Raw genomic sequence first — 18469 nt, forward strand, 5'->3', positions numbered from 1 at the left:
ATGCGCATCGTTGCATGTTATTGAAGGACGCCATCTAAGAGTCGCTCTTCCACCTGTTCTGCCACATCATCCACGGTGGTGCCGAGGGACATGGCCATCTCCCTGAACAGGAGACTTTGGACAGTGTTCAGGATTTTGCGGTCCTGATCGTACATTTTCTGGTCAGTGTTGAGTTTTTTGTCCATAAGGGCGCCGGCCACGGCAGCGATCTTTTCCCTCTCGCCCGTTTGGACAAGGTTATGATAGGTGCGTGCCCGCTGCTTTGCGTCGTCGATCCACTCGATGTCCCCTCTTCCGAACACCTCGAGCAGATCTTTGGCTTCGGAGCGGTCCATTGTCCTTATGACTTTTTTCTTTTTCGCATCCACCGGCGTGCTGATCTTTAGCGACGTCTCGGAAAGGGGATGGATCACATAATACAGCCGTTTCTCGCCAAACAGATCCTTTTCACAAATGTCATCGATTCTGCATAGTCCGTGCTCTGCGTAGATAACAACATCACCAATCTCAAACATCCGCATGGCCTCCTTATGGTATTTCGTCAACCTAGTTTACATTCAGTATACGCCAGCTTGCGGGATTTGTCAATTTAGTTGACAATGTGCGCCATGCTTGTCATGATAAACCCGTTAATGATTGGCCGAAGAGAGGAATGTTGATATGTCGGACATGCGCCGCCTGGATTTGATCGATTTATTGGGGGAGCGGCACTTCCAGCTTCGCCGGCTCGCGGAGGAACGCTGGAACAAACGGGGAGACCTTCCCATTTCCAATTCGGAATGGTTCCTCATGGCGAGGATCGATGGAGGAGAACCGACCATCGCCGAGGTGAGCCGGCAGGTGGATATCACCCGCCAGGCAACCCACAAGCTGATCCGCAAAATGTCGGAAAAGGGGCTTGTCGAAGTAGCTGATGATGAACGGAATAAAAAAGTGAAGCGCGTCCGGCTGACCGGGCTTGGGCACGAGTGCTATAGGAAGAATGAACAGCTGAAATCGGAACTGGAAGAGAAAATCGCCGAGGCGATCGGGGCCGACAGTGTTGCGGCGCTTAAGGAAATCCTGGCGGTGGATTGGGAACTGAAGAAAAGGGAATCGTAAGGTAAGAGTCAATATGCGGGAGGGAATCCGATTGAGGAATCTGTCATTGGCCGAGAAGATCCTTTTCGGGATTGCTTTGGTGATCCTGGTGGCTTCCATATTCAACCGCGAGCTGTTCAGGTTCATGTTCCTCGCATTTGCGATCGCCTTCGTCTACCGGGTCATCCGACCGAAGGAAGGGGAAAAGCGGGGATGGAACCTCCTGATCGTAGCATTGCTGCTGATGGGCTTCCTGCTCGCCAATCCTTATTGAATACAAAAAAACGCCGTCTCCCGGGGGAGACGGCGTTTTGGAATGGAAGTCTCAGATTAGATCTTGGAGACGTTCGCAGCTTGAAGTCCGCGTGGGCCTTCTTCGATTTCGAATTCTACTTCCTGACCTTCATCAAGGGACTTGAAGCCGTCTTGCTGGATAGCGGAGAAGTGTACGAATACATCGTCGCCATCTTCGCGCTCGATGAAACCGAAGCCTTTTTCTGCGTTAAACCATTTTACTTTACCTTGTTCCATGTTTGTTTCCTCCTTGGTGCCGTTCGACACACATGTGTTACTATCCTTGCTCAAGTCTTGATGTGTCAGGATGAACCGAAATCCATCCGAACGTCATTGCCGAACAAAAATAATTCTTCTACATCATAACAGCCTATCCAGATCATTGCAAGGGAAATGATTGAGACTTTTGAGAAGACAGACCTCTGTCTTCTTCATTCGATTTTTGAGAAATTATTGAAACCATTCAAATCCTTATGACGTATAGAAGGTAAGCAAACAGAGGGGGTGGGGAGGATGAGTGTATTCGGGCTGCCGGTGGAGCAGCTGTACCTGATTGTCTTGGTCACCGCAGGGCTGGCAACCGTACTTTATCTGTTTTTCGGGGATGTGGCGGACGGTGCCGGGGAGGCGCTGCCTTTCCTGAATCCGGCGGTCATCCTGGCATTCATTACATTTTTGTCGGCTTCAGGATTTATCTTCGAGAATGTGACAGAGCTTGGGAGCGGAGTGATCTTGGGCGTGTCAGCGGGCATCTCGGCAGTACTGTCGTTTCTTCTTTATTTCTTTGTTCTTCTGCCGCTCAAGTCAGCCGAGGCGTCGACCGCCTACACCGAAGAATCGCTCCTCGGCCAGGTCGGGCGCGTAATCACGCCGGTTCCCGAAGATGGGTTCGGGGAAATCGTCATCGAGACGGTAAACGGTCTTATCTCGAAGCGCGCGGCTGGCCTGGAAAATACCGCAATCGATTATGACAGGGAAGTGCTGATCATCGAAATCAGCGATGGCACGCTTATCGTCAAGGAATACGAGCCGCTCCGGTTCAGGGAATTGTCATGAACATCTCCTCTAGCTGTTCTGCTTATATCTGATAAAAGGGGGCAACACATATGGTTTGGATTGCAGTCGGTATTGCAGCATTTGTGCTTCTGGCCATCATCGGTGTCTATGTGACGCGCTACCGCACCGCGGGGCCGGACGAGGCGCTGATCGTCACGGGAAGCTATCTCGGTTCGAAAACTGTGCACACGGATGAAGCGGGCAACAAAATCAAGATCATCCGCGGCGGCGGAACGTTCGTCCTGCCGGTGTTCCAGCAGGCGGAACCGCTTAGCTTGCTATCGAGCAAGCTCGAAGTGACGACGCCGGAAGTGTACACCGAGCAGGGTGTGCCTGTCATGGCAGACGGCACGGCGATCATCAAGATCGGCGGTTCGATCTCCGAGATCGCGACGGCAGCCGAGCAGTTTCTCGGCAAGGCCAAGGAAGACCGGGAGAATGAAGCGAAGGAAGTACTGGAAGGGCATCTCCGCTCGATTCTCGGTTCGATGACTGTAGAAGAAATCTATAAGAACCGCGACAAGTTCTCCCAGGAAGTGCAGCGCGTCGCCTCGCATGACCTCGCGAAAATGGGCCTCGTGATTGTTTCCTTTACTATTAAAGATGTACGCGATAAAAACGGCTACCTTGACTCGCTCGGGAAGCCGCGGATCGCCCAGGTCAAACGCGATGCCGATATCGCGACGGCGGAAGCGGAAAAGGAAACACGCATCAAGCGCGCTGAGGCCGACAAGGAAGCCAAGCAGGCCGAAATATTCCGGTCGACCGAAATCGCGGAATCCGAGAAGGATAACCAGCTGAAAGTCGCGGAATACCGCCGAGAGCAGGACGTCGCGAAAGCGCGCGCCGACCAGGCGTACGAGCTGGAATCCGCCCGCGCCAAGCAGGAAGTCACCGAGCAGGAGATGCAGGTGCGCATCATCGAGCGCCAGAAGCAGATCGAGCTCGAAGAAAAGGAAATCCAGCGCCGGGAGCGCCAGTACGATTCCGAGGTCAAGAAAAAGGCCGACGCCGACCGTTACGCAGTCGAGCAGAGCGCTGCCGCCGACAAGGCCAAGCAGCTTGCCGAAGCCGATGCCGAGAAATACCGAATCGAAGCACGCGCGAAGGCAGATGCCGAAAAGATCCGTCTCGACGGGATCGCCAAAGCCGAATCCGAGCGCGCGCAGGGTGAATCGGAAGCCGATGTCATCCGCCTGAAAGGTCTTGCCGAGGCGGAAGCCAAACGCAAGATTGCCGAAGCATTCGAGCAGTACGGCCAGGCAGCGGTGCTCGACATGATCGTCCGGATGCTGCCGGAATACGCGAAAAACGTCGCGACACCGCTCAGCAACATCGATAAACTCACCGTCGTTGACACAGGCGGCGGGGAAGGCGGAGGAGCCAACCGTGTCGCGGGCTACGCAACAGGCCTCATGACAAGCCTGCAGGAATCACTCAAGGCTAGCTCAGGCATCGACGTGAAGGAAATGCTCGAAAACTACTCCGGCAAGCATAATCTGCGGCCGAGCCTCGATGACATCGCTTTTGAAATGAAGGAGAAGCGGGAAAAGGAAACATCGGACGGATCCGATGAGGAGTCACCGACGGAAGATGTGGAAAAGGTGGAAGTATGATTAAGTGAACGAACCCGGAGTCTGTGCCGCATGTGCATGGATTTCGGGTTTGTAATATTTAAAACAGAACACTACCCCTGCTCAGAAAGAATCATTTCCGGGCAGGGGTTTTTTGTGTGTTATGAGAGTAGCTTTTATCGGTTCCCCGGCGGCCGCGCTTTTCTGCAAACACCCAGGCCCGCTGTATAAGGAATCCCGCGATGAACAGGCCGAAGTCGACGAAGACTTTCAGGAGCGTTTCATTGATGAACCGGAACAGGAAATGGATTCCGGTGACGAGCGCTGCGGATGCCGCCATGTTGAAGAGGACAAGCGCCGCATACTTCAGGAATGAGTTTTTCGACCCTGATTTAAAGACGAGCCGCCGGTTGACGGTATAGTTGAATACTGCGGACATCGTACGGGCGATCACCGTTGCAAACGTGATGTACATGACCGGAGAGTCTTCCTCGAGCCACCTCGAGAACACCCAGAACAGGCCGATGTCGATGGCGAATGAGGCGACGGCCGACAGGGTGAACCAGCTGAAGGTGCGGTACGTCTCTTTCTGGATTTTCTTCATGGCCGCACCTCCTTTTTATAGTCTCATACCCGTAGGGAAGCCGGGTGAATCGGAGCAGGAATGTGTAATTTCCCAACGTCAATGTGTAATCTCACGGGCTGATTGTGCAGTCTCGGCCGGCCAATGTAAACACTCGCCTTCCCACCTTAAGAAAATCTTCATTTTCCTCCTCCGTATTCCTTCAGATTCTCCCCCTATACTGAAACCACCAACTACTTATTGGAGGAATGAACATGATCGAAGTGAAGGAGCTGTCCCACTCGTTCCGGGTCGGCAAGAAGGGAAAGGAGACGGAAGTGCCCGTCTTAAAAGAACTGTCATTGAAGGCGCGGGACGGAGAAATCGTATCGATTGTCGGGCGGAGCGGGTCGGGGAAGTCGACGCTTCTTCATATCCTCGCGGGATTCCTGCAGCCGGATACCGGACGGGTGCTTGTGGACGGCACGGACCTCACTGCAATGAATGAAGCACAGCGCGCGGCATTCAGGCTGGAGCGTTTCGGGTTCGTCTTTCAGAATTTCCAGCTGATGCCCGGACTGACGGCATTCGAGAACATCGAACTGCCGCTGACGCTGAAGGGTGTGCCGGCGGCGGAGCGCAAGCGGAAAGTGGAGGAGTTGCTGGAAAGCACCGGCCTCACGGAAATCCGGGGCCATTATCCGAACGAACTGTCAGGTGGCCAGCAGCAGCGGGTCGGCATCGCACGGGCTCTCATCACCGAGCCGCCGGTCATCTTCGCGGATGAACCGACGGGAAGCCTCGACTCCGAGACCGAGCAGGACATCCTGAACCTGATTTTGTCCCTCAACCGGAAATACGGCATCACGTTCGTCATCATTACGCATGACGACGAGGTCGCGGCCATCGCGAACCGCCAGTACCGGATGCACGATGGCGAACTAACGGAAGGGGGCCTCCGCCATGTCGTTTAAGGATCAGATCGGGTTTGTCCGCCAGCATATCCGGCGGAACCGGCTCCGGGTGTTCATGACGGTGCTTGCCGCGACGATGGGCACGGCGTTCCTGATCGTCCTCGCGTCGGTCGGTTTCGGGCTCCAGAAGACGATCAAGGATGATATCCTGTCGAACCAGATGGTGACCCAGATTGAAGTGTACAGCGAGGACATGACCGACGCGAAGACTGATGCGATGAAGGAGATCGATCACGTCGAGGCGGTCGTCTACCGCAAGCAGCTCGTTCCGGTGGTGATGGGCGAAGTGGAGGGCCACACCGGCAGCATGAACACGCACTTCACAAATTTTGGCGATGAACAGGCATCCGGCTTCAAGCTTGCGGAGGGCCGGTTCCCGGAAAATCAGGGTGAAGCGATCGTCGGCTCGAAATTCGCAGAGCAACTCGTCGATGAAAGTGTGGAAACCGCTGAAGACGAAGAGCCTGCTTACTTTGAGGGGGAACTGATCGGCAAGACAGTGAACCTGTCGTTTTCCGAATCTGAGGATGGAGCGGAAACAGTCCCGCTCACAATTGTCGGTATTAAAGAGGAGCCGGGCAAGGACTGGGCGTTCGACGGTTATCTCTACGTCGACCAGTCACTGATCGGGGAAATGGAAACGGCTTACGCGGCAACGTCCGCAGACCTGCCCGAAGAGGAAGACATGCCGTTCACGAGCAGCCAGGTGAATGTGTATGCGGATGACCTGGCCAACGTAAAGGCCATCACCCAGACTCTGAAGGACGACGGGTACTCGGTGTATTCCGTATCCGAGGAGATCGAGCAGATTGATGTGTTCTTCCTCGCGCTCAAGGCCGGACTCATCTTTGTCGGAACGATCGCGATCCTCATTGCGTCGATCGGCATCTTCAACACGATGACGATGGCTGTCACGGAAAGGACGCGTGAAATCGGCGTCATGAAAGCGCTCGGCGCCGGACCGAAACTGATACAGAGGCTGTTCCTTATGGAAAGCGCCTGGATCGGAATTGTCGGCACGGTCATCGCGGTCGTGATCTCCTACGGCGTGAGTTTTGCGGCCAATGCCATTCTCCCAATTGTTGTAGACGCAGCGCTCGGCGGCGAAACAGGCGACTCGTTCGAAGTGACGTTCTCCGTCATCCCATGGCAGCTTGTCCTGATCGCCTCGGCGATCTCATTGAGCGTCGCAATGATCTCCGGTTGGCGCCCGGCGCGCAAAGCGACCAAGACGGACGTCATTGGTGCACTGCGGCATGAGCTTTGAGAAGTAAGTGATTACCCGGTAAATGAAACAGGCATCCGAGCTTTTTCGGATGCCTTTTCCTATGTAAGAGCCTGCCCGCCGTTGCCGGTCGGGCGGCCTGTTATATCCTATTCGGAAACGGCGGCCGCGATGCGTCCTCATCGGTTTATGAAAAAGCAGCTCTGACTTCCCGGCAAGGAAATCACCAGGCCGGTCCTCTTGGCACACCCTCTATTGTTTCTCAACCGGAAATGTAGCAAAATAGAGAAGGATTGAATTTCAGCAGACCCGAAAGGATGAGGAATGATGGAATACCGCATTGAACGCGATACGATCGGCGAGATCCAGGTGCCTGCGGACAAGCTTTGGGGTGCTCAGACACAGCGAAGCAAGCAGAACTTCAAAATCGGCTGGGAGAAAATGCCGATGGAAGTCGTCCGTGCATTCGCCAACCTGAAAAAGGCGGCAGCAATCACGAGCAATGAGCTCGGCAACCTGTCTGACGCAAAGGCAAAGGCAATTGCAGCAGCAGCCGACGAAGTGATCGAAGGCAAGCTCGACGATAACTTCCCGCTCGTTGTATGGCAGACCGGTTCGGGCACGCAGTCGAACATGAACATGAACGAAGTGCTTGCTCACCGCGGCAACCAGCTGCTTGAAGAGTGGGGCGAGGAAGACCGCCTCCACCCGAACGATGACATCAACAAGTCGCAGTCGTCGAACGATACATACCCGACGGCGCTCCACGTATCCGCAGTCGTTGCCGTTCTGAATGACCTTCTTCCGGCAATCGACAAGCTGAAAGCGACGCTTGATGAGAAAGCCAAGCAATTCGACGATATCATCAAGATCGGCCGTACACACCTGCAGGACGCGACACCGCTCACACTCGGCCAGGAAATCAGCGGCTGGGTGCGCATGCTTGAAAAAGACCGCGTCATGATCGAAACTGCAGTCGAACAAATGAAAGAACTTGCAATCGGCGGCACAGCAGTCGGTACAGGCCTGAACGCGCCTGCAGGATTCGGCGACAAAGTCGCTGCACAGATCTCCAAGCAGGTCGGCATCGATTTCACATCCGCGGAGAACAAGTTCCACGCGCTCACGAGCTATGATGAAGCCGTCTTCACACACGGCGCCATTAAGGCACTCGCAGCTGACCTCATGAAGATCGCAAACGATGTTCGCTGGCTCGCTAGCGGCCCGCGTTCCGGCATCGGCGAGATCACGATCCCTGCCAACGAGCCGGGCAGCTCGATCATGCCGGGCAAAGTCAACCCGACACAGAGCGAAGCACTGACAATGGTTGTTGCTCAGGTCATGGGCAACGACGCGACAATCGGATTTGCCGCTAGCCAGGGCAACTTCGAACTGAACGTCTTCAAGCCGGTCATCGCCTACAACTTCCTCCAGTCGGTACGCCTGCTGACTGACGGAATCATCAGCTTCAACGACAACTGTGCGGTCGGCATCGAGCCGAACCACGAGAAAATCCAGGAGCTCCTGGACAACTCGCTCATGCTCGTCACAGCCCTGAACCCGCACATCGGCTACGAAAACGCGGCGAAGATCGCGAAGACCGCCCACGCGGAAGGCTCCACTCTGAAAGAAGCGGCCATCAAGTCCGGACTCCTGACAGAAGAGCAGTTTAATGAATGGGTCGTTCCGTCGAAAATGATCGGACGATAATTAATTGAAGCAGCCGGGGACTCGGGTCCCCGGCTGTTTTTATATGGAGATTTTTCGTGATGAGTGGAGGGCGGTTTCGTCATTCAGACCGGTAATTTCGTCATTCGTGGCCGGAATCTCGTCATTCAGACCTTCAGTCTCGTCATTCATCATCGGGACATACGCGAATGACGAAATCGGAGACGCGAATGACGAAATCGGAGACGCGAATGACGAAATTAAACCAACGAATGACGAAACCGGACAATTCCATCCCAGAACCTTGCCAGAGCGAATACGGATGTCACTTTTTGCTCACAGCATCTTGCCGCATCTTGCGGTATAGTTGTACGCAAAGGAGTGATCCCACGTGAAGAAACGGTTCATCTATATACTCACCGCGCTCGGTCTTGTTTTGTCCGCATGCGGCAATGACGCAGCTGGCGAGACGGATACCCATGAGGATGAGACCTCCCATGAAGAGCATGACCATGCGGCTCCGGCCGAGCGGGAAGTGAAGGAAGGCCAGACGGTGCTGCCGAATGGCGACCTCCAGGAAGTGACCGCTTCGGCGGAGGAGCTGCCTTCGTTCCTCGACGACAAGCCGGAAGACATGCAGCTGGTTTATCGTGTCGCGGGCTCCGCAACTGAGATCCTGGAATGGATGCCATGCTACTGCGGCTGCGGGGATAGTGCCGGGCATAAAAGCAACATGAACTGCTTCATCTCGGAAGTCCGCGAAGACGGTTCGGTTGTCTGGGATGATCATGGCACGCGCTGCCTCGTCTGCCTGGAAATCGCAGTGGAATCGGTGAAGATGGCGCAGGACGGAAAGTCGCTCAAGGAAATCCGCGAGGCGATCGACGAGACTTATAACGAAGGCTATGCAGAGCCGACTCCTACGCCGATGCCGGCATAAGAGGGAAGCGGGGCGCGGATGCGCCCCGCTTTTTTAGATTGAGTAAAACACGTTGCGGTCTGGAGCCTGCACGTTGCCGCTCCGAAATCCGCACTTGCCGCTACGAAATCACTCCCGGCAACCTCATATGCTACACTCTCCCTAAAGGGGGCTTACTTGATGGACAAGCAATCATTTTTTTCCTCATGGAGCGGGGGCAAGGATTCGGCGCTTGCCCTGCACCGGGCAATTCAAAATGGCGGCAGGCCGGAGCGCCTTCTGACGATGTTCGACAGCGAAGGGGACCGGTCAAAGTCGCATGCGGTGAGCGAGGCGATCATTCGGGCGCAGGCTAACGCGATCGGGATCCCGCTTGTGATCCGGCGCGCCGGTTGGACGGATTATAAGGAGCAATTCCTCTCGGGGCTGAATGAGATGAAGGCGGCGGGCATCACGACAGGCGTGTTCGGGGACATCGACCTGGATGATCACCGGAAGTGGGTGGCCGACACATGTGCGGAGAGAAGCATCGAAGCGGTTCATCCGCTCTGGGGCATGGAACGGACAGAAGTGGTCCGCGCCTTTCTGGATGCCGGTTTCCGGGCGACCGTCGTCGTCGGACACGATGAGAGATTCCCGTCCAAATGGGTCGGGCGCGCATTCGACCAAGAATTAATCACAGACATGGAAAGCCGCGGAATCGACCCGTGCGGGGAGGCCGGCGAGTTCCATACGCTCGTGACGGACGGCCCCATCTTTACTTATCCGCTCCGCCTCAATCAGACCGCCCACCTGAAACGGGATGGCTATTCATTTGCACGAATGGAGCTGGCAAAATGAAAGAGGCGTTTGAAGCATTCGAGAGGGAAGACTGGGACGGGGCGGAGCGGCTTTACCGCACACAGCTTGCCGACCCGGAACAAAAAGAGAACGCGATGCATATGCTCGCGTTCACCCTGGCGATGAAGAAGGAATACGACGGGGCACGCGCCCTCTACGAAGAGTTGCTCGGTAGGGCGGAACAGCACGAAAACGATGAAGCCGCCTCCATCGCGATGCACCAGCTCGCAATGGTCTGCCGGATGGAAGGGAACGCACCGATCGCGAGAAAGTGGCTGGAACGGGAGCGGAACCTCCGCCGTGACCGTCTCCCAGATGATCACGCCGGCCACTCCGCCAACGCCTACGAATTCGGCGAAGCAGCACTTCTGGAAGGGAATCTCGAAGAAGCGATCGGGGCCTTCCGCTTGGCACTCCGTGAAGGAAAAAAGGCGGGAGACGACATCTGTATCGCCTGTGCCTGGAGGGGAATCGGACAGACGAGTTCATGGTATGGTCACGACCCCGGGCCTGCCTACGAGCAAAGCATCGCCGCCTTCAAGAAAGCCGGGGATGCCAAAGGCGAAGAAGAAGTGCGCCGCCTGCTGGAGCAACAGTCCGGATGAAAGCAAAATAAAAAAGCACCGATGATCGGCGCTTTTTCGGTGGTCAGTCAGACGACTGTATAGTCCTTGGGACGGACAGTCCGCTGTGTCCGGATGAAGGTCATCGCATCCAATAGTTCATCCTTCGACAACCGTCGGCCGTCCAGACTCAGCTCATAATTTTGGAGCATGTCGTCGGCCGCCTTTTTAATATCCACAGAAACGGGTTCGCGGTTCAGAAGATAGTCAGTGGTCACATGGAAGTGGTCTGCAAGGGCAATCAATTGAGGGTAGGTCGGCAGTTTCTTATCGAGCTCGAACGTCCAGATCAGGCTTTTGGCGACGCCAATCGTCTCTGCCAACTGATCAGGGGATACGCCGTGCTGGATCCGGAGGGCTTTTAGCCGCTCGCCGAATGTGAGGGTTTCGTTCAATGCTAACACCTTTCTGTCAATAAAAATTAGAAAATTTGAATTCCTTTGACAGCATATCATATATTGCAGAAAAAATAAAACGACAACCCTCAAAGGGCTGTCGTTTTTTGTCGGACTATCAGATTTCTTTGAGAACACCTTTTACAAGGCCGGCAAATTTAGTCCGGACTTGTGCGGCAACTTCAATCACTTCGTCATGGCTGAGCGGCTGGTCAAGGATGCCCGCTGCCATGTTGGTGAGGCAGGAGATGCCGAGGACGTTCATACCGCCGTGCGCCGCAACGATCACTTCCGGCACGGTCGACATGCCGACCGCGTCCGCGCCGAGCGTGCGGATCATGCGAATTTCTGCAGGCGTTTCATACGTCGGGCCGCTCCACCACGCGTAGACGCCTTCGCGGAGACTGAAGCCGAGGCTGTCTGCCACACTGAATGCCTTTGTCTGCAATTCCTTGCTGTACACCTGTGTCAGATCCGGGAAGCGGGTGCCGAGCTCATCGTGGTTCGGCCCGATCAGCGGGTTGGTGCCCGTCAGGTTCAGGTGATCGGTGATCAGCATGAGATCCCCTGGGCTGAATTCCTTGTTCACCGAGCCACAGGCGTTCGTGATGATGAGGTCATTGATGCCGAGCGCCTTCATGACGCGGACCGGGAACGTGACATCTTCGAGCGAATAGCCCTCGTAATAGTGGTAGCGGCCCTTCATTGCCGCTACGGTTCTGCCGTTCAGCTTGCCGATGACGAACTCGTTTGCATGTCCGACGGCGGATGATGTAGCGAAATGCGGAATGTCCGCATAGGGGATACTGACGGCATCTTCAATCTCATCGGCCAGCGACCCGAGGCCGGAGCCGAGGATCAGGCCGACTGTCGGCTGATGGTCCGTCTTGTCTTTGATAAATGATGTGGCTTCCCAAATCTTGTGGAACAGGTCCATCTGAATCTCTCCTCTTTGTAAGGGCGGCACAAGCAGCCCATTTCATACAGTATTAATACCCGCGCGGACAAATCCGGAATCCTCAGCCGAGGACCGGGGCGAGTTCTTTTTTAAGCTCCCGCTCCATGAACGGTTCCGCGCCAAGCATGTCCCGGAAGGCTTTGTACCGGGCCACCCGCACGTCATCGGCTGTGCGTCCGGTTTTGTAGGCGCGGATCATGATGTTTTTCGGTGTGTGCGCCATATCGATGAATTCCAGCAGCTGCGCGTCGTACCCGAGCAGGCTCAGCAGCTCCGCCCGGATCGAGTCGGTTGCCAGTGAGGCGAAGCGTTCCTTGATGAGCCCGTGCTGGAGCATGACGCCGAGTTCAGGGGCATCCAGCTGGCCGAACAGCTCGTGCTGGCAGCATGGAACACTCAGGATGACATCCGCGTCCCAACGAACCGCACGCGCAAGCGCCATATCAGTCGCAACATCGCATGCATGGAGTGTCACCACCATGTCGACCGCTGTCTCGTCATTATAATCGTTGATGTCGCCGACAAGGAACTCAAGGTCGTCCCCGTAGCCGAGGTCGTTTGAGATTTGCCGACAATCCTCGATGACTTCCTTCTTCAGGTCGAGGCCGGTCACCCTGACGTCGAGCTCCTTTTCTATCCTCAGGTAGTGGTAGAGGGCAAACGTCAGATACGACTTGCCGGATCCAAAGTCTAGAATGCGGATCGTCCGGTCCGTCGGCAGATGGGCGAGGCTGTCGGCAATGTACTCGGTGAACCGGTTAATCTGCCGGAACTTGTCCATCTTGCCCTTTTTCACTTTCCCGTCCTCGGTCTGCACGCCGAGCCGCACGAGAAACGGATACGGTGTCCCTTCCTCGAGGATGTACTGCTTTTTCCGGTTGTGGGAGAGGTTCGGTGCCGCAGTCGTCTCGGACTGTTCGGTTTTCCAGGACACCTTCAGCTTTTTTGAAAGGCGGATCTGCACTTCTTCGCCGATAAACGATGCCTGCATCTGGCGGAACTCCCGGAGGAGGCCGTCCAGAACAGGGTGCACTTCTCCGGCCGGTACGTTTTCGTGCTTCAGGACACGCTCGTATTGGTATTCGAACTGGATATGGAGTTCTCCTCGGAGCTCGACTGGCTTCAGTTTGATGCGCTGCAGCCCTTCCGACTTCGACCTGGGCTGGCTGATTGTCGCCTTGGCCAGCGTGCCGTTCGCCATGCGGGAGGCAAGCGCATCGATCATCTCTTCAAATTCCATTGGCTATCCTCCTTTCTGGTTGAGGTAGTGCGTATCGATTTCACATTACTCGAACTTGAATCCCTGCTTGGCTAAGAATTCTTTCAGATGCAGACGGCGTGGAGCTTTAAGGAACTCTGCCATGTCGCCTGACCATGTGGCGTCTTTCCGGTTGCTGCCGCGGCTCAGATAGTAGTCGTTCATCGTCCGGTCGTATTCCGGCAGCTGTTCTTCATACTTTTTACTGTCGTACTCGTTCTCATGCAGGATGGAAGTGACCGGTAGGCGAGGTTTTACTTCGTTGCGGAATTTCGGAACGCCGATGGTCATGCCGTAAAGCGGCGCGACCCCTTCCGGCAGGCCGAGAACTTGGCTGATTTCTTCTGGCGCATTGCGCACACCGCCGATATAGCAGATGCCGTAGCCTTCCGATTCCGCAGCAATCGCGACATTCTGGGCGAGCAGGGCTGTGTCTGTGACACCGACAACGAGCGCCTCGGCGTTCGAGTAGACGATCTTCTCGTCTTGGAGGGCTGCCGCCGCTTCCAGCCGGCGGAAATCCATGCAGAATACGAGAGCCGCACCGGCCGTCAGAAACTGCTTCGGGTTTTTTGAGAGTTCAGCGAGTGCTTCGCGCTTTGCCGGATCAGTCACATGGATAACCGAATACGCCTGGACAAAGTGTGAGCTCGCCGCATGCTGTCCGGCGCTGACGAGCCGCTCCACCGTTTCCCGGCTGAGCGTGACATCCTCATAATCGCGCACCGAGGAGTGCGAGTTAAGCAGATCAAGGACCATTGATAAAAGACCCCTTTCAGGTTTTTATGTGTATGCATCACTCCATAGCTTATCAAAAGAGTTTTAGGGTAAACAATTTTCGAGGTCTGCACAATCAGAAATACATATGGAAAGGGGAGAAAGAGAAGATGAATACTTTTTTTGAGAACGTCTCACTCACAGCCATGATTTTGTTTATCCTGCTCGTCGTCGTTCCTGCCGTGACACTGGTCTGGCTGTTTTTCTATGACCGCGGCCAGAAGCAGCACTCGATCCTGCGGAATTTCCCGATCCTCGGACGGGTCCGCTATTTTCTCGAGCAGACGGGTCCCGAGTTCAGACAGTATCTGTTCTCCGACGACAATAGCGGAAAGCCATTCAGCCGGGAGGAGTACCTGCATATGGTGTTGCCCGGAAAGTATAAAAGCTCTCTGATCGGCTTTGGTTCTAAGCGGGATTTCGAAGAACCCGGCTACTATATCCGAAATGCGATGTTCACAAAACAGAATGAAGAGATGCGCGTCGACAATTCTGATCTTGTTGATACCCGCCACTATGTGATTGACGACGAAGGTCTGTTTACGCGCCGCGAGCATATGGAAGATGCTCCGGCTCTGCCGTGGCTGTTGCCGCCGGATGATGCAGTCGTGATCGGACCTGATTGCCGGGAACCGTTTCATGTGCGCAGCCTGCTCGGACAGTCGGCGATGAGCTTTGGATCTCTCGGCAAAAACGCCATCACTGCGCTGTCCAAGGGAATCGGGATGGCGAAAGGCGCCTGGATGAACACGGGCGAGGGCGGCCTGTCGGATTATCACTTGGCCGGCGGCCCGGAAATCATCGCGCAGATCAGTTCCGGCCTGTTCGGCTACCGGACGCCGGACGGGGAGTTCGATATCGAAAAGGTGAAGGAAAAGGCCGCCATCCCGAATGTGCGTGCGTTTGAACTGAAGCTTGCCCAAGGCGCAAAGATGCGCGGCGGCCACGTGGAAGGCGAGAAGGTGACGGAGGAGATCGCCAAAATCCGGACCGTCGAACCGTATACGACGATCAACAGCCCGAACCGATTCCGGGAATTTGACGACTATCCGTCGATGTTCGAATTTATCGGGCAGATCCGTGAGGCCGGCGGGAAGCCCGTCGGCATCAAGGTGGTCATCGGCAGTAAAAGCGAAGCCGATGAACTGGCGGGTTGGATGAAGAAAACCGGAAAAGGGCCGGACTTTATCTCGGTTGACGGATCGGAAGGCGGTTCAGGCGCGACCTATCAGGACCTGGCAGACAGTCTCGGCCTGCCGATAAAAACGGCGCTCACCATCCTCGATGACTCACTCCGCGAGCATGGCGTGCGCGACAGGGTGAAGATCATCGCCTCAGGCAAGATCACGACACCTGACAAGGCGGCTGTTGCGCTCGCACTCGGAGCGGACCTGGTCCAGGTGGCCCGCGGCTTCATGATTTCCGTCGGGTGCATCATGGCGCTGAAGTGCCATACGAACGAATGCCCGGCAGGTGTCGCGACGACTGATGAGGACCTTCAGCGTGCATTGGTCGTAGACGAGAAAAAGTACCGCGTCACAAACTATATCCTGACGATGCGCGAGGGGCTATTCCGCATTGCTGCGGCAGCCGGACTCGATTCTCCGACCAAGCTGGACCGCACTCATCTCGTTTATCTGGACGAACGGGGCCGCGCCTATCCGGTGCAAGGTCATGATGAACATCTGCGCGCGCAATAATCAATTGGCACGCCGCCCCCCCAGGGCGGCGTGTTCATTTATCCAAACAGCTTCCAATAAACTTTCGAAACCCTCAGAAAAATGTGGTAACATACTGTTGAAAACGATTTCAAAAGGGGGCGTTTGGATGGCACTGCTCAACAAAACTGTCGGAGAGGTGGTCCGGGAGAAGGCGAGGCAATTCCCGGATGTGGAAGCCTACGTTTATCCGGAGCATGGAATCCGGAAAACCTACCGGGAGTTTGATGAAGAGACGGACCGTCTGGCGAAAGCCTATCTCGGGATGGGGATCAAAAAAGGGGAACATGTCGCCATTTGGAGTGACAACAAGCGCCAGTGGTTCCTGAGCCAGTTCGCGACAGGCAAGATGGGGGCCGTGCTCGTGACGGTGAATACCAACTATCAGGCAGCGGAACTCGAGTACCTGCTAAAGCAGTCCGAGTCGACGACGCTCATCCTGGATGAGGGGTTCAAGGGGACGAGCTATATCGACATCATCCGACAGGTATGCCCGGAGGCCGAGGTCTCGGAAAAGGGTGAGATCTCGTGCAAGAATCTCCCGCATCTGAAACGCATCATTCTCATGACGGAACGGGACGAGCGGGGGATGTTCAAGTGGTCCGAGTTTGAGGCGAAGGCCGACAGTGTCACGGATGAAGAATTAGAGGCCGTGTTCCGGTCACTTGATCCGGAGGACGCCATCAACATGCAGTACACATCAGGCACGACCGGCTTCCCGAAGGGCGTCATGCTGACGCATAATAACATCGTCAACAACGCACAGCTGATCGGAGACCGGATGAAGCTGACGGAGAAGGACCGGCTGTGCATCCCTGTGCCGTTTTTCCACTGCTTCGGCTGCGTGCTCAGCACACTGACGGCTGTCACGCACGCGTCGACTTCGGTGATTATTGAGCAGTTTAATCCGCTTACTGTGCTGAAAGCCGTGCAGGATGAGAAATGCACAGCGCTCAATGGGGTTCCGACGATGTTCATCGCGGAGCTCCAGCATCCGGAGTTCAAGAACTTCGATACGTCCTCTCTCCGGACGGGCATCATGGCCGGCTCCACATGTCCGATCGAGGTGATGAAGCAGGTCATCAACGAAATGGGTGCCGATGAAATCACCATCTGCTACGGCCAGACGGAGTCGTCGCCCGTCATCACGCAGACCACGACGAATGACCCGATCGAGAAGCGCGTAGCGACCGTCGGCAAGCCGCATCCGTATGTCGAAGTAAAGATCATCGACCCGGCGACCGGCAAGGAAGTCCCGAAGGGCGAGCCAGGTGAGCTGTGCACACGGGGCTACCACGTGATGAAAGGCTACTATAATAATGAAGAAGCTACTCGCAAGGCGATCGATGAGGATGGCTGGCTCCATACCGGCGACATCGCAGTCATGGATGAAGACGGCTATCTAGACATCACGGGCCGCATCAAAGACATGGTCATCCGGGGCGGCGAGAACATCTATCCGCGTGAAATCGAGGAGTTCCTCTACACGCATCCGTCAGTGAGCGATGTCCAGGTGATTGGCGTGCCGGATCCGAAATACGGCGAGGAACTCATGGCCTGGATTATTCTGAAGCCGGGCGCTGAAGAAACGGCCGAGTCGGTCCGTGAATTCTGCAAAGGGAAAATCTCCTATCACAAAATCCCGCGCTATATCGAGTTCACCGACGAGTACCCGATGACCGCTTCGGGCAAAATCCAGAAATTCAAGCTCCGAGAGATGTCCGAGGAACGCACCGGCATCGGGGCGAAATAATGAGGAAGCCGTCCCGGTATGATGCCGGGACGGCTTTTTGACGCGGAGCGTTGGCTATGTCAACGTTTCAGTCCTTTATCGCAAGGTCTTAATAAAGATCATCAACGTTTCACTCAAAATCATCTGAACCTATGAAAAAAGACCGCACCCCGTGCGGTCTTCACCCTTCATACAGCGTATCTTCGAGTTCTCCGTCGCCCTTATAGATCTTCAATACGCCGTTTTGATCATTGACGCGCGGCTTGGCTTTTTCGAGAAGATCATCTTTCGTATCCTCTCGCAGAATGGCGCGGTCGTTGCCCTTTTTACGAAGCACCCACTCATCGCCGTCTTCCCTGACTTCATACACCGTCCGCCCGCCATCATCGTCCCCGTCCCCGTGCACGTATTCACGGGCCTGGTCCATCGCAATCGGGATGGCGCGGTCATCTTCGTATCCGTCGCGCACAAGGGCATTGGCAATTTCAATCGCTTTGTCCTTGACCGGCTCGTCCAGATTTTTGAACGAGTCCGGATAATCCTGTTTGTTCCATGGCATACCGGATCGCCTCCTTATACATAAGGAAATTCCCCGCGAGGATTAACCTAAACCTTTCCGGCATACATGACCGGGCTCCTCATATGCAGACAGTTTCCACCGCCATTCGCGATACTTTTACGGCAACTGCCCATGGATCATTATCCGACATGCCTTATGTCATTGCCGGTCGATTTCCCGGGAAATATTCAATGTCATCCGATTTCATCGTACTCCGGTTCGACAGTCTGCGATTATCTGCAATACACTCCGCCAAT

20 protein-coding genes are annotated in these 18469 nt (G+C 55.3%); 12 read left to right on the plus strand and 8 right to left on the minus strand.

Annotated features, from left to right (window positions below; all coding sequences use genetic code 11):
* Positions 1–17: 17 nt before the first annotated feature.
* A complete protein-coding gene (locus tag BMX91_RS13150) occupies positions 18–515 on the minus strand; it encodes a CarD family transcriptional regulator (RefSeq protein WP_177168396.1) in 498 nt (165 codons plus the stop codon).
* A 145-nt stretch (positions 516–660) separates the two neighbouring features.
* Here BMX91_RS13150 and BMX91_RS13155 point away from each other — a divergent pair, with 145 nt between their 5' ends.
* Complete coding sequence (locus BMX91_RS13155) at positions 661–1101, plus strand: MarR family winged helix-turn-helix transcriptional regulator (RefSeq protein WP_092055189.1); 441 nt, start codon at positions 661–663, stop codon at positions 1099–1101.
* 31 nt (positions 1102–1132) lie between these two features.
* A complete protein-coding gene (locus BMX91_RS13160; protein WP_092055191.1) occupies positions 1133–1354 on the plus strand; it encodes a hypothetical protein in 222 nt (73 codons plus the stop codon).
* Positions 1355–1410: 56 nt separating this feature from the next.
* On the opposite strand, the gene BMX91_RS13165 is transcribed toward BMX91_RS13160, so the two are convergent.
* Positions 1411–1611, minus strand: coding sequence for a cold-shock protein (locus BMX91_RS13165; RefSeq protein ID WP_092055193.1), 201 nt, complete (start codon positions 1609–1611; stop codon positions 1411–1413).
* Between the two features lie 276 nt (positions 1612–1887).
* Between BMX91_RS13165 and BMX91_RS13170 the strand changes: the two genes are divergently transcribed.
* Together BMX91_RS13170 and BMX91_RS13175 are read left to right on the plus strand one after the other, a co-directional pair.
* A complete protein-coding gene (locus BMX91_RS13170) occupies positions 1888–2430 on the plus strand; it encodes an NfeD family protein (protein ID WP_092055194.1) in 543 nt (180 codons plus the stop codon).
* A 50-nt stretch (positions 2431–2480) separates the two neighbouring features.
* Positions 2481–4046, plus strand: coding sequence for a flotillin family protein (locus BMX91_RS13175; RefSeq protein ID WP_092055197.1), 1566 nt, complete (start codon positions 2481–2483; stop codon positions 4044–4046).
* A 91-nt stretch (positions 4047–4137) separates the two neighbouring features.
* On the opposite strand, the gene BMX91_RS13180 is transcribed toward BMX91_RS13175, so the two are convergent.
* Positions 4138–4608, minus strand: coding sequence for a GtrA family protein (locus BMX91_RS13180; RefSeq protein WP_092055199.1), 471 nt, complete (start codon positions 4606–4608; stop codon positions 4138–4140).
* Positions 4609–4841: 233 nt separating this feature from the next.
* Here BMX91_RS13180 and BMX91_RS13185 point away from each other — a divergent pair, with 233 nt between their 5' ends.
* The 6 genes from BMX91_RS13185 to BMX91_RS13210 all read left to right on the plus strand — a co-directional run bounded on the left by BMX91_RS13185 (position 4842) and on the right by BMX91_RS13210 (position 10797).
* Entirely contained in the window at positions 4842–5540 is a 699-nt protein-coding gene (locus BMX91_RS13185) for an ABC transporter ATP-binding protein (RefSeq protein ID WP_092055202.1), read from the plus strand.
* The gene (locus BMX91_RS13190) at positions 5530–6807 is read left to right on the plus strand and encodes an ABC transporter permease (RefSeq protein ID WP_092055203.1); all 1278 of its coding nucleotides are present in this window, start codon (positions 5530–5532) and stop codon (positions 6805–6807) included. Before BMX91_RS13185 ends, BMX91_RS13190 begins: the two co-directional genes overlap by 11 nt.
* 285 nt (positions 6808–7092) lie before the next feature.
* The gene (gene fumC, locus BMX91_RS13195; RefSeq protein WP_092055206.1) at positions 7093–8475 is read left to right on the plus strand and encodes a class II fumarate hydratase; all 1383 of its coding nucleotides are present in this window, start codon (positions 7093–7095) and stop codon (positions 8473–8475) included.
* A gap of 349 nt (positions 8476–8824) precedes the next feature.
* Positions 8825–9373, plus strand: coding sequence for a PCYCGC motif-containing (lipo)protein (locus BMX91_RS13200; protein WP_092055210.1), 549 nt, complete (start codon positions 8825–8827; stop codon positions 9371–9373).
* Between the two features lie 159 nt (positions 9374–9532).
* The gene (locus BMX91_RS13205) at positions 9533–10192 is read left to right on the plus strand and encodes a Dph6-related ATP pyrophosphatase (RefSeq protein WP_092055212.1); all 660 of its coding nucleotides are present in this window, start codon (positions 9533–9535) and stop codon (positions 10190–10192) included.
* Entirely contained in the window at positions 10189–10797 is a 609-nt protein-coding gene (locus BMX91_RS13210; protein WP_092055215.1) for a tetratricopeptide repeat protein, read from the plus strand. Before BMX91_RS13205 ends, BMX91_RS13210 begins: the two co-directional genes overlap by 4 nt.
* A 47-nt stretch (positions 10798–10844) precedes the next feature.
* Here BMX91_RS13210 and BMX91_RS13215 read toward each other — a convergent pair whose 3' ends face one another.
* From BMX91_RS13215 to nfsA, 4 genes are all read right to left on the minus strand, one after another.
* Entirely contained in the window at positions 10845–11210 is a 366-nt protein-coding gene (locus tag BMX91_RS13215; protein ID WP_177168397.1) for a helix-turn-helix domain-containing protein, read from the minus strand.
* 118 nt (positions 11211–11328) lie between these two features.
* Positions 11329–12147 carry a purine-nucleoside phosphorylase gene (locus BMX91_RS13220; protein WP_092055219.1) on the minus strand — a complete coding sequence of 273 codons (819 nt, stop codon included), beginning with the start codon at positions 12145–12147 and terminating at the stop codon, positions 11329–11331.
* 82 nt (positions 12148–12229) lie between these two features.
* A complete protein-coding gene (locus BMX91_RS13225; protein ID WP_092055222.1) occupies positions 12230–13408 on the minus strand; it encodes a class I SAM-dependent methyltransferase in 1179 nt (392 codons plus the stop codon).
* 45 nt (positions 13409–13453) lie between these two features.
* Positions 13454–14185: an oxygen-insensitive NADPH nitroreductase gene (gene nfsA, locus BMX91_RS13230; RefSeq protein WP_092055224.1), complete on the minus strand. Its 732-nt coding sequence runs from the start codon at positions 14183–14185 to the stop codon at positions 13454–13456.
* 128 nt (positions 14186–14313) lie between these two features.
* Between nfsA and BMX91_RS13235 the strand changes: the two genes are divergently transcribed.
* A complete protein-coding gene (locus BMX91_RS13235) occupies positions 14314–15903 on the plus strand; it encodes an FMN-binding glutamate synthase family protein (RefSeq protein WP_092055227.1) in 1590 nt (529 codons plus the stop codon).
* On the plus strand, positions 15881–17674 hold the full coding sequence (locus BMX91_RS13240) for an AMP-binding protein (RefSeq protein ID WP_281242842.1): 1794 nt from the start codon (positions 15881–15883) through the stop codon (positions 17672–17674). Before BMX91_RS13235 ends, BMX91_RS13240 begins: the two co-directional genes overlap by 23 nt.
* A gap of 160 nt (positions 17675–17834) precedes the next feature.
* Here BMX91_RS13240 and BMX91_RS13245 read toward each other — a convergent pair whose 3' ends face one another.
* Positions 17835–18212 carry a DUF2188 domain-containing protein gene (locus BMX91_RS13245; RefSeq protein ID WP_092055234.1) on the minus strand — a complete coding sequence of 126 codons (378 nt, stop codon included), beginning with the start codon at positions 18210–18212 and terminating at the stop codon, positions 17835–17837.
* Positions 18213–18469 lie beyond the last annotated feature (257 nt).

It is taken from the genome of Bhargavaea ginsengi, assembly GCF_900109165.1.
In the GTDB taxonomy this organism is placed as follows: Bacteria; Bacillota; Bacilli; order Bacillales_A; family Planococcaceae; genus Bhargavaea; species Bhargavaea ginsengi.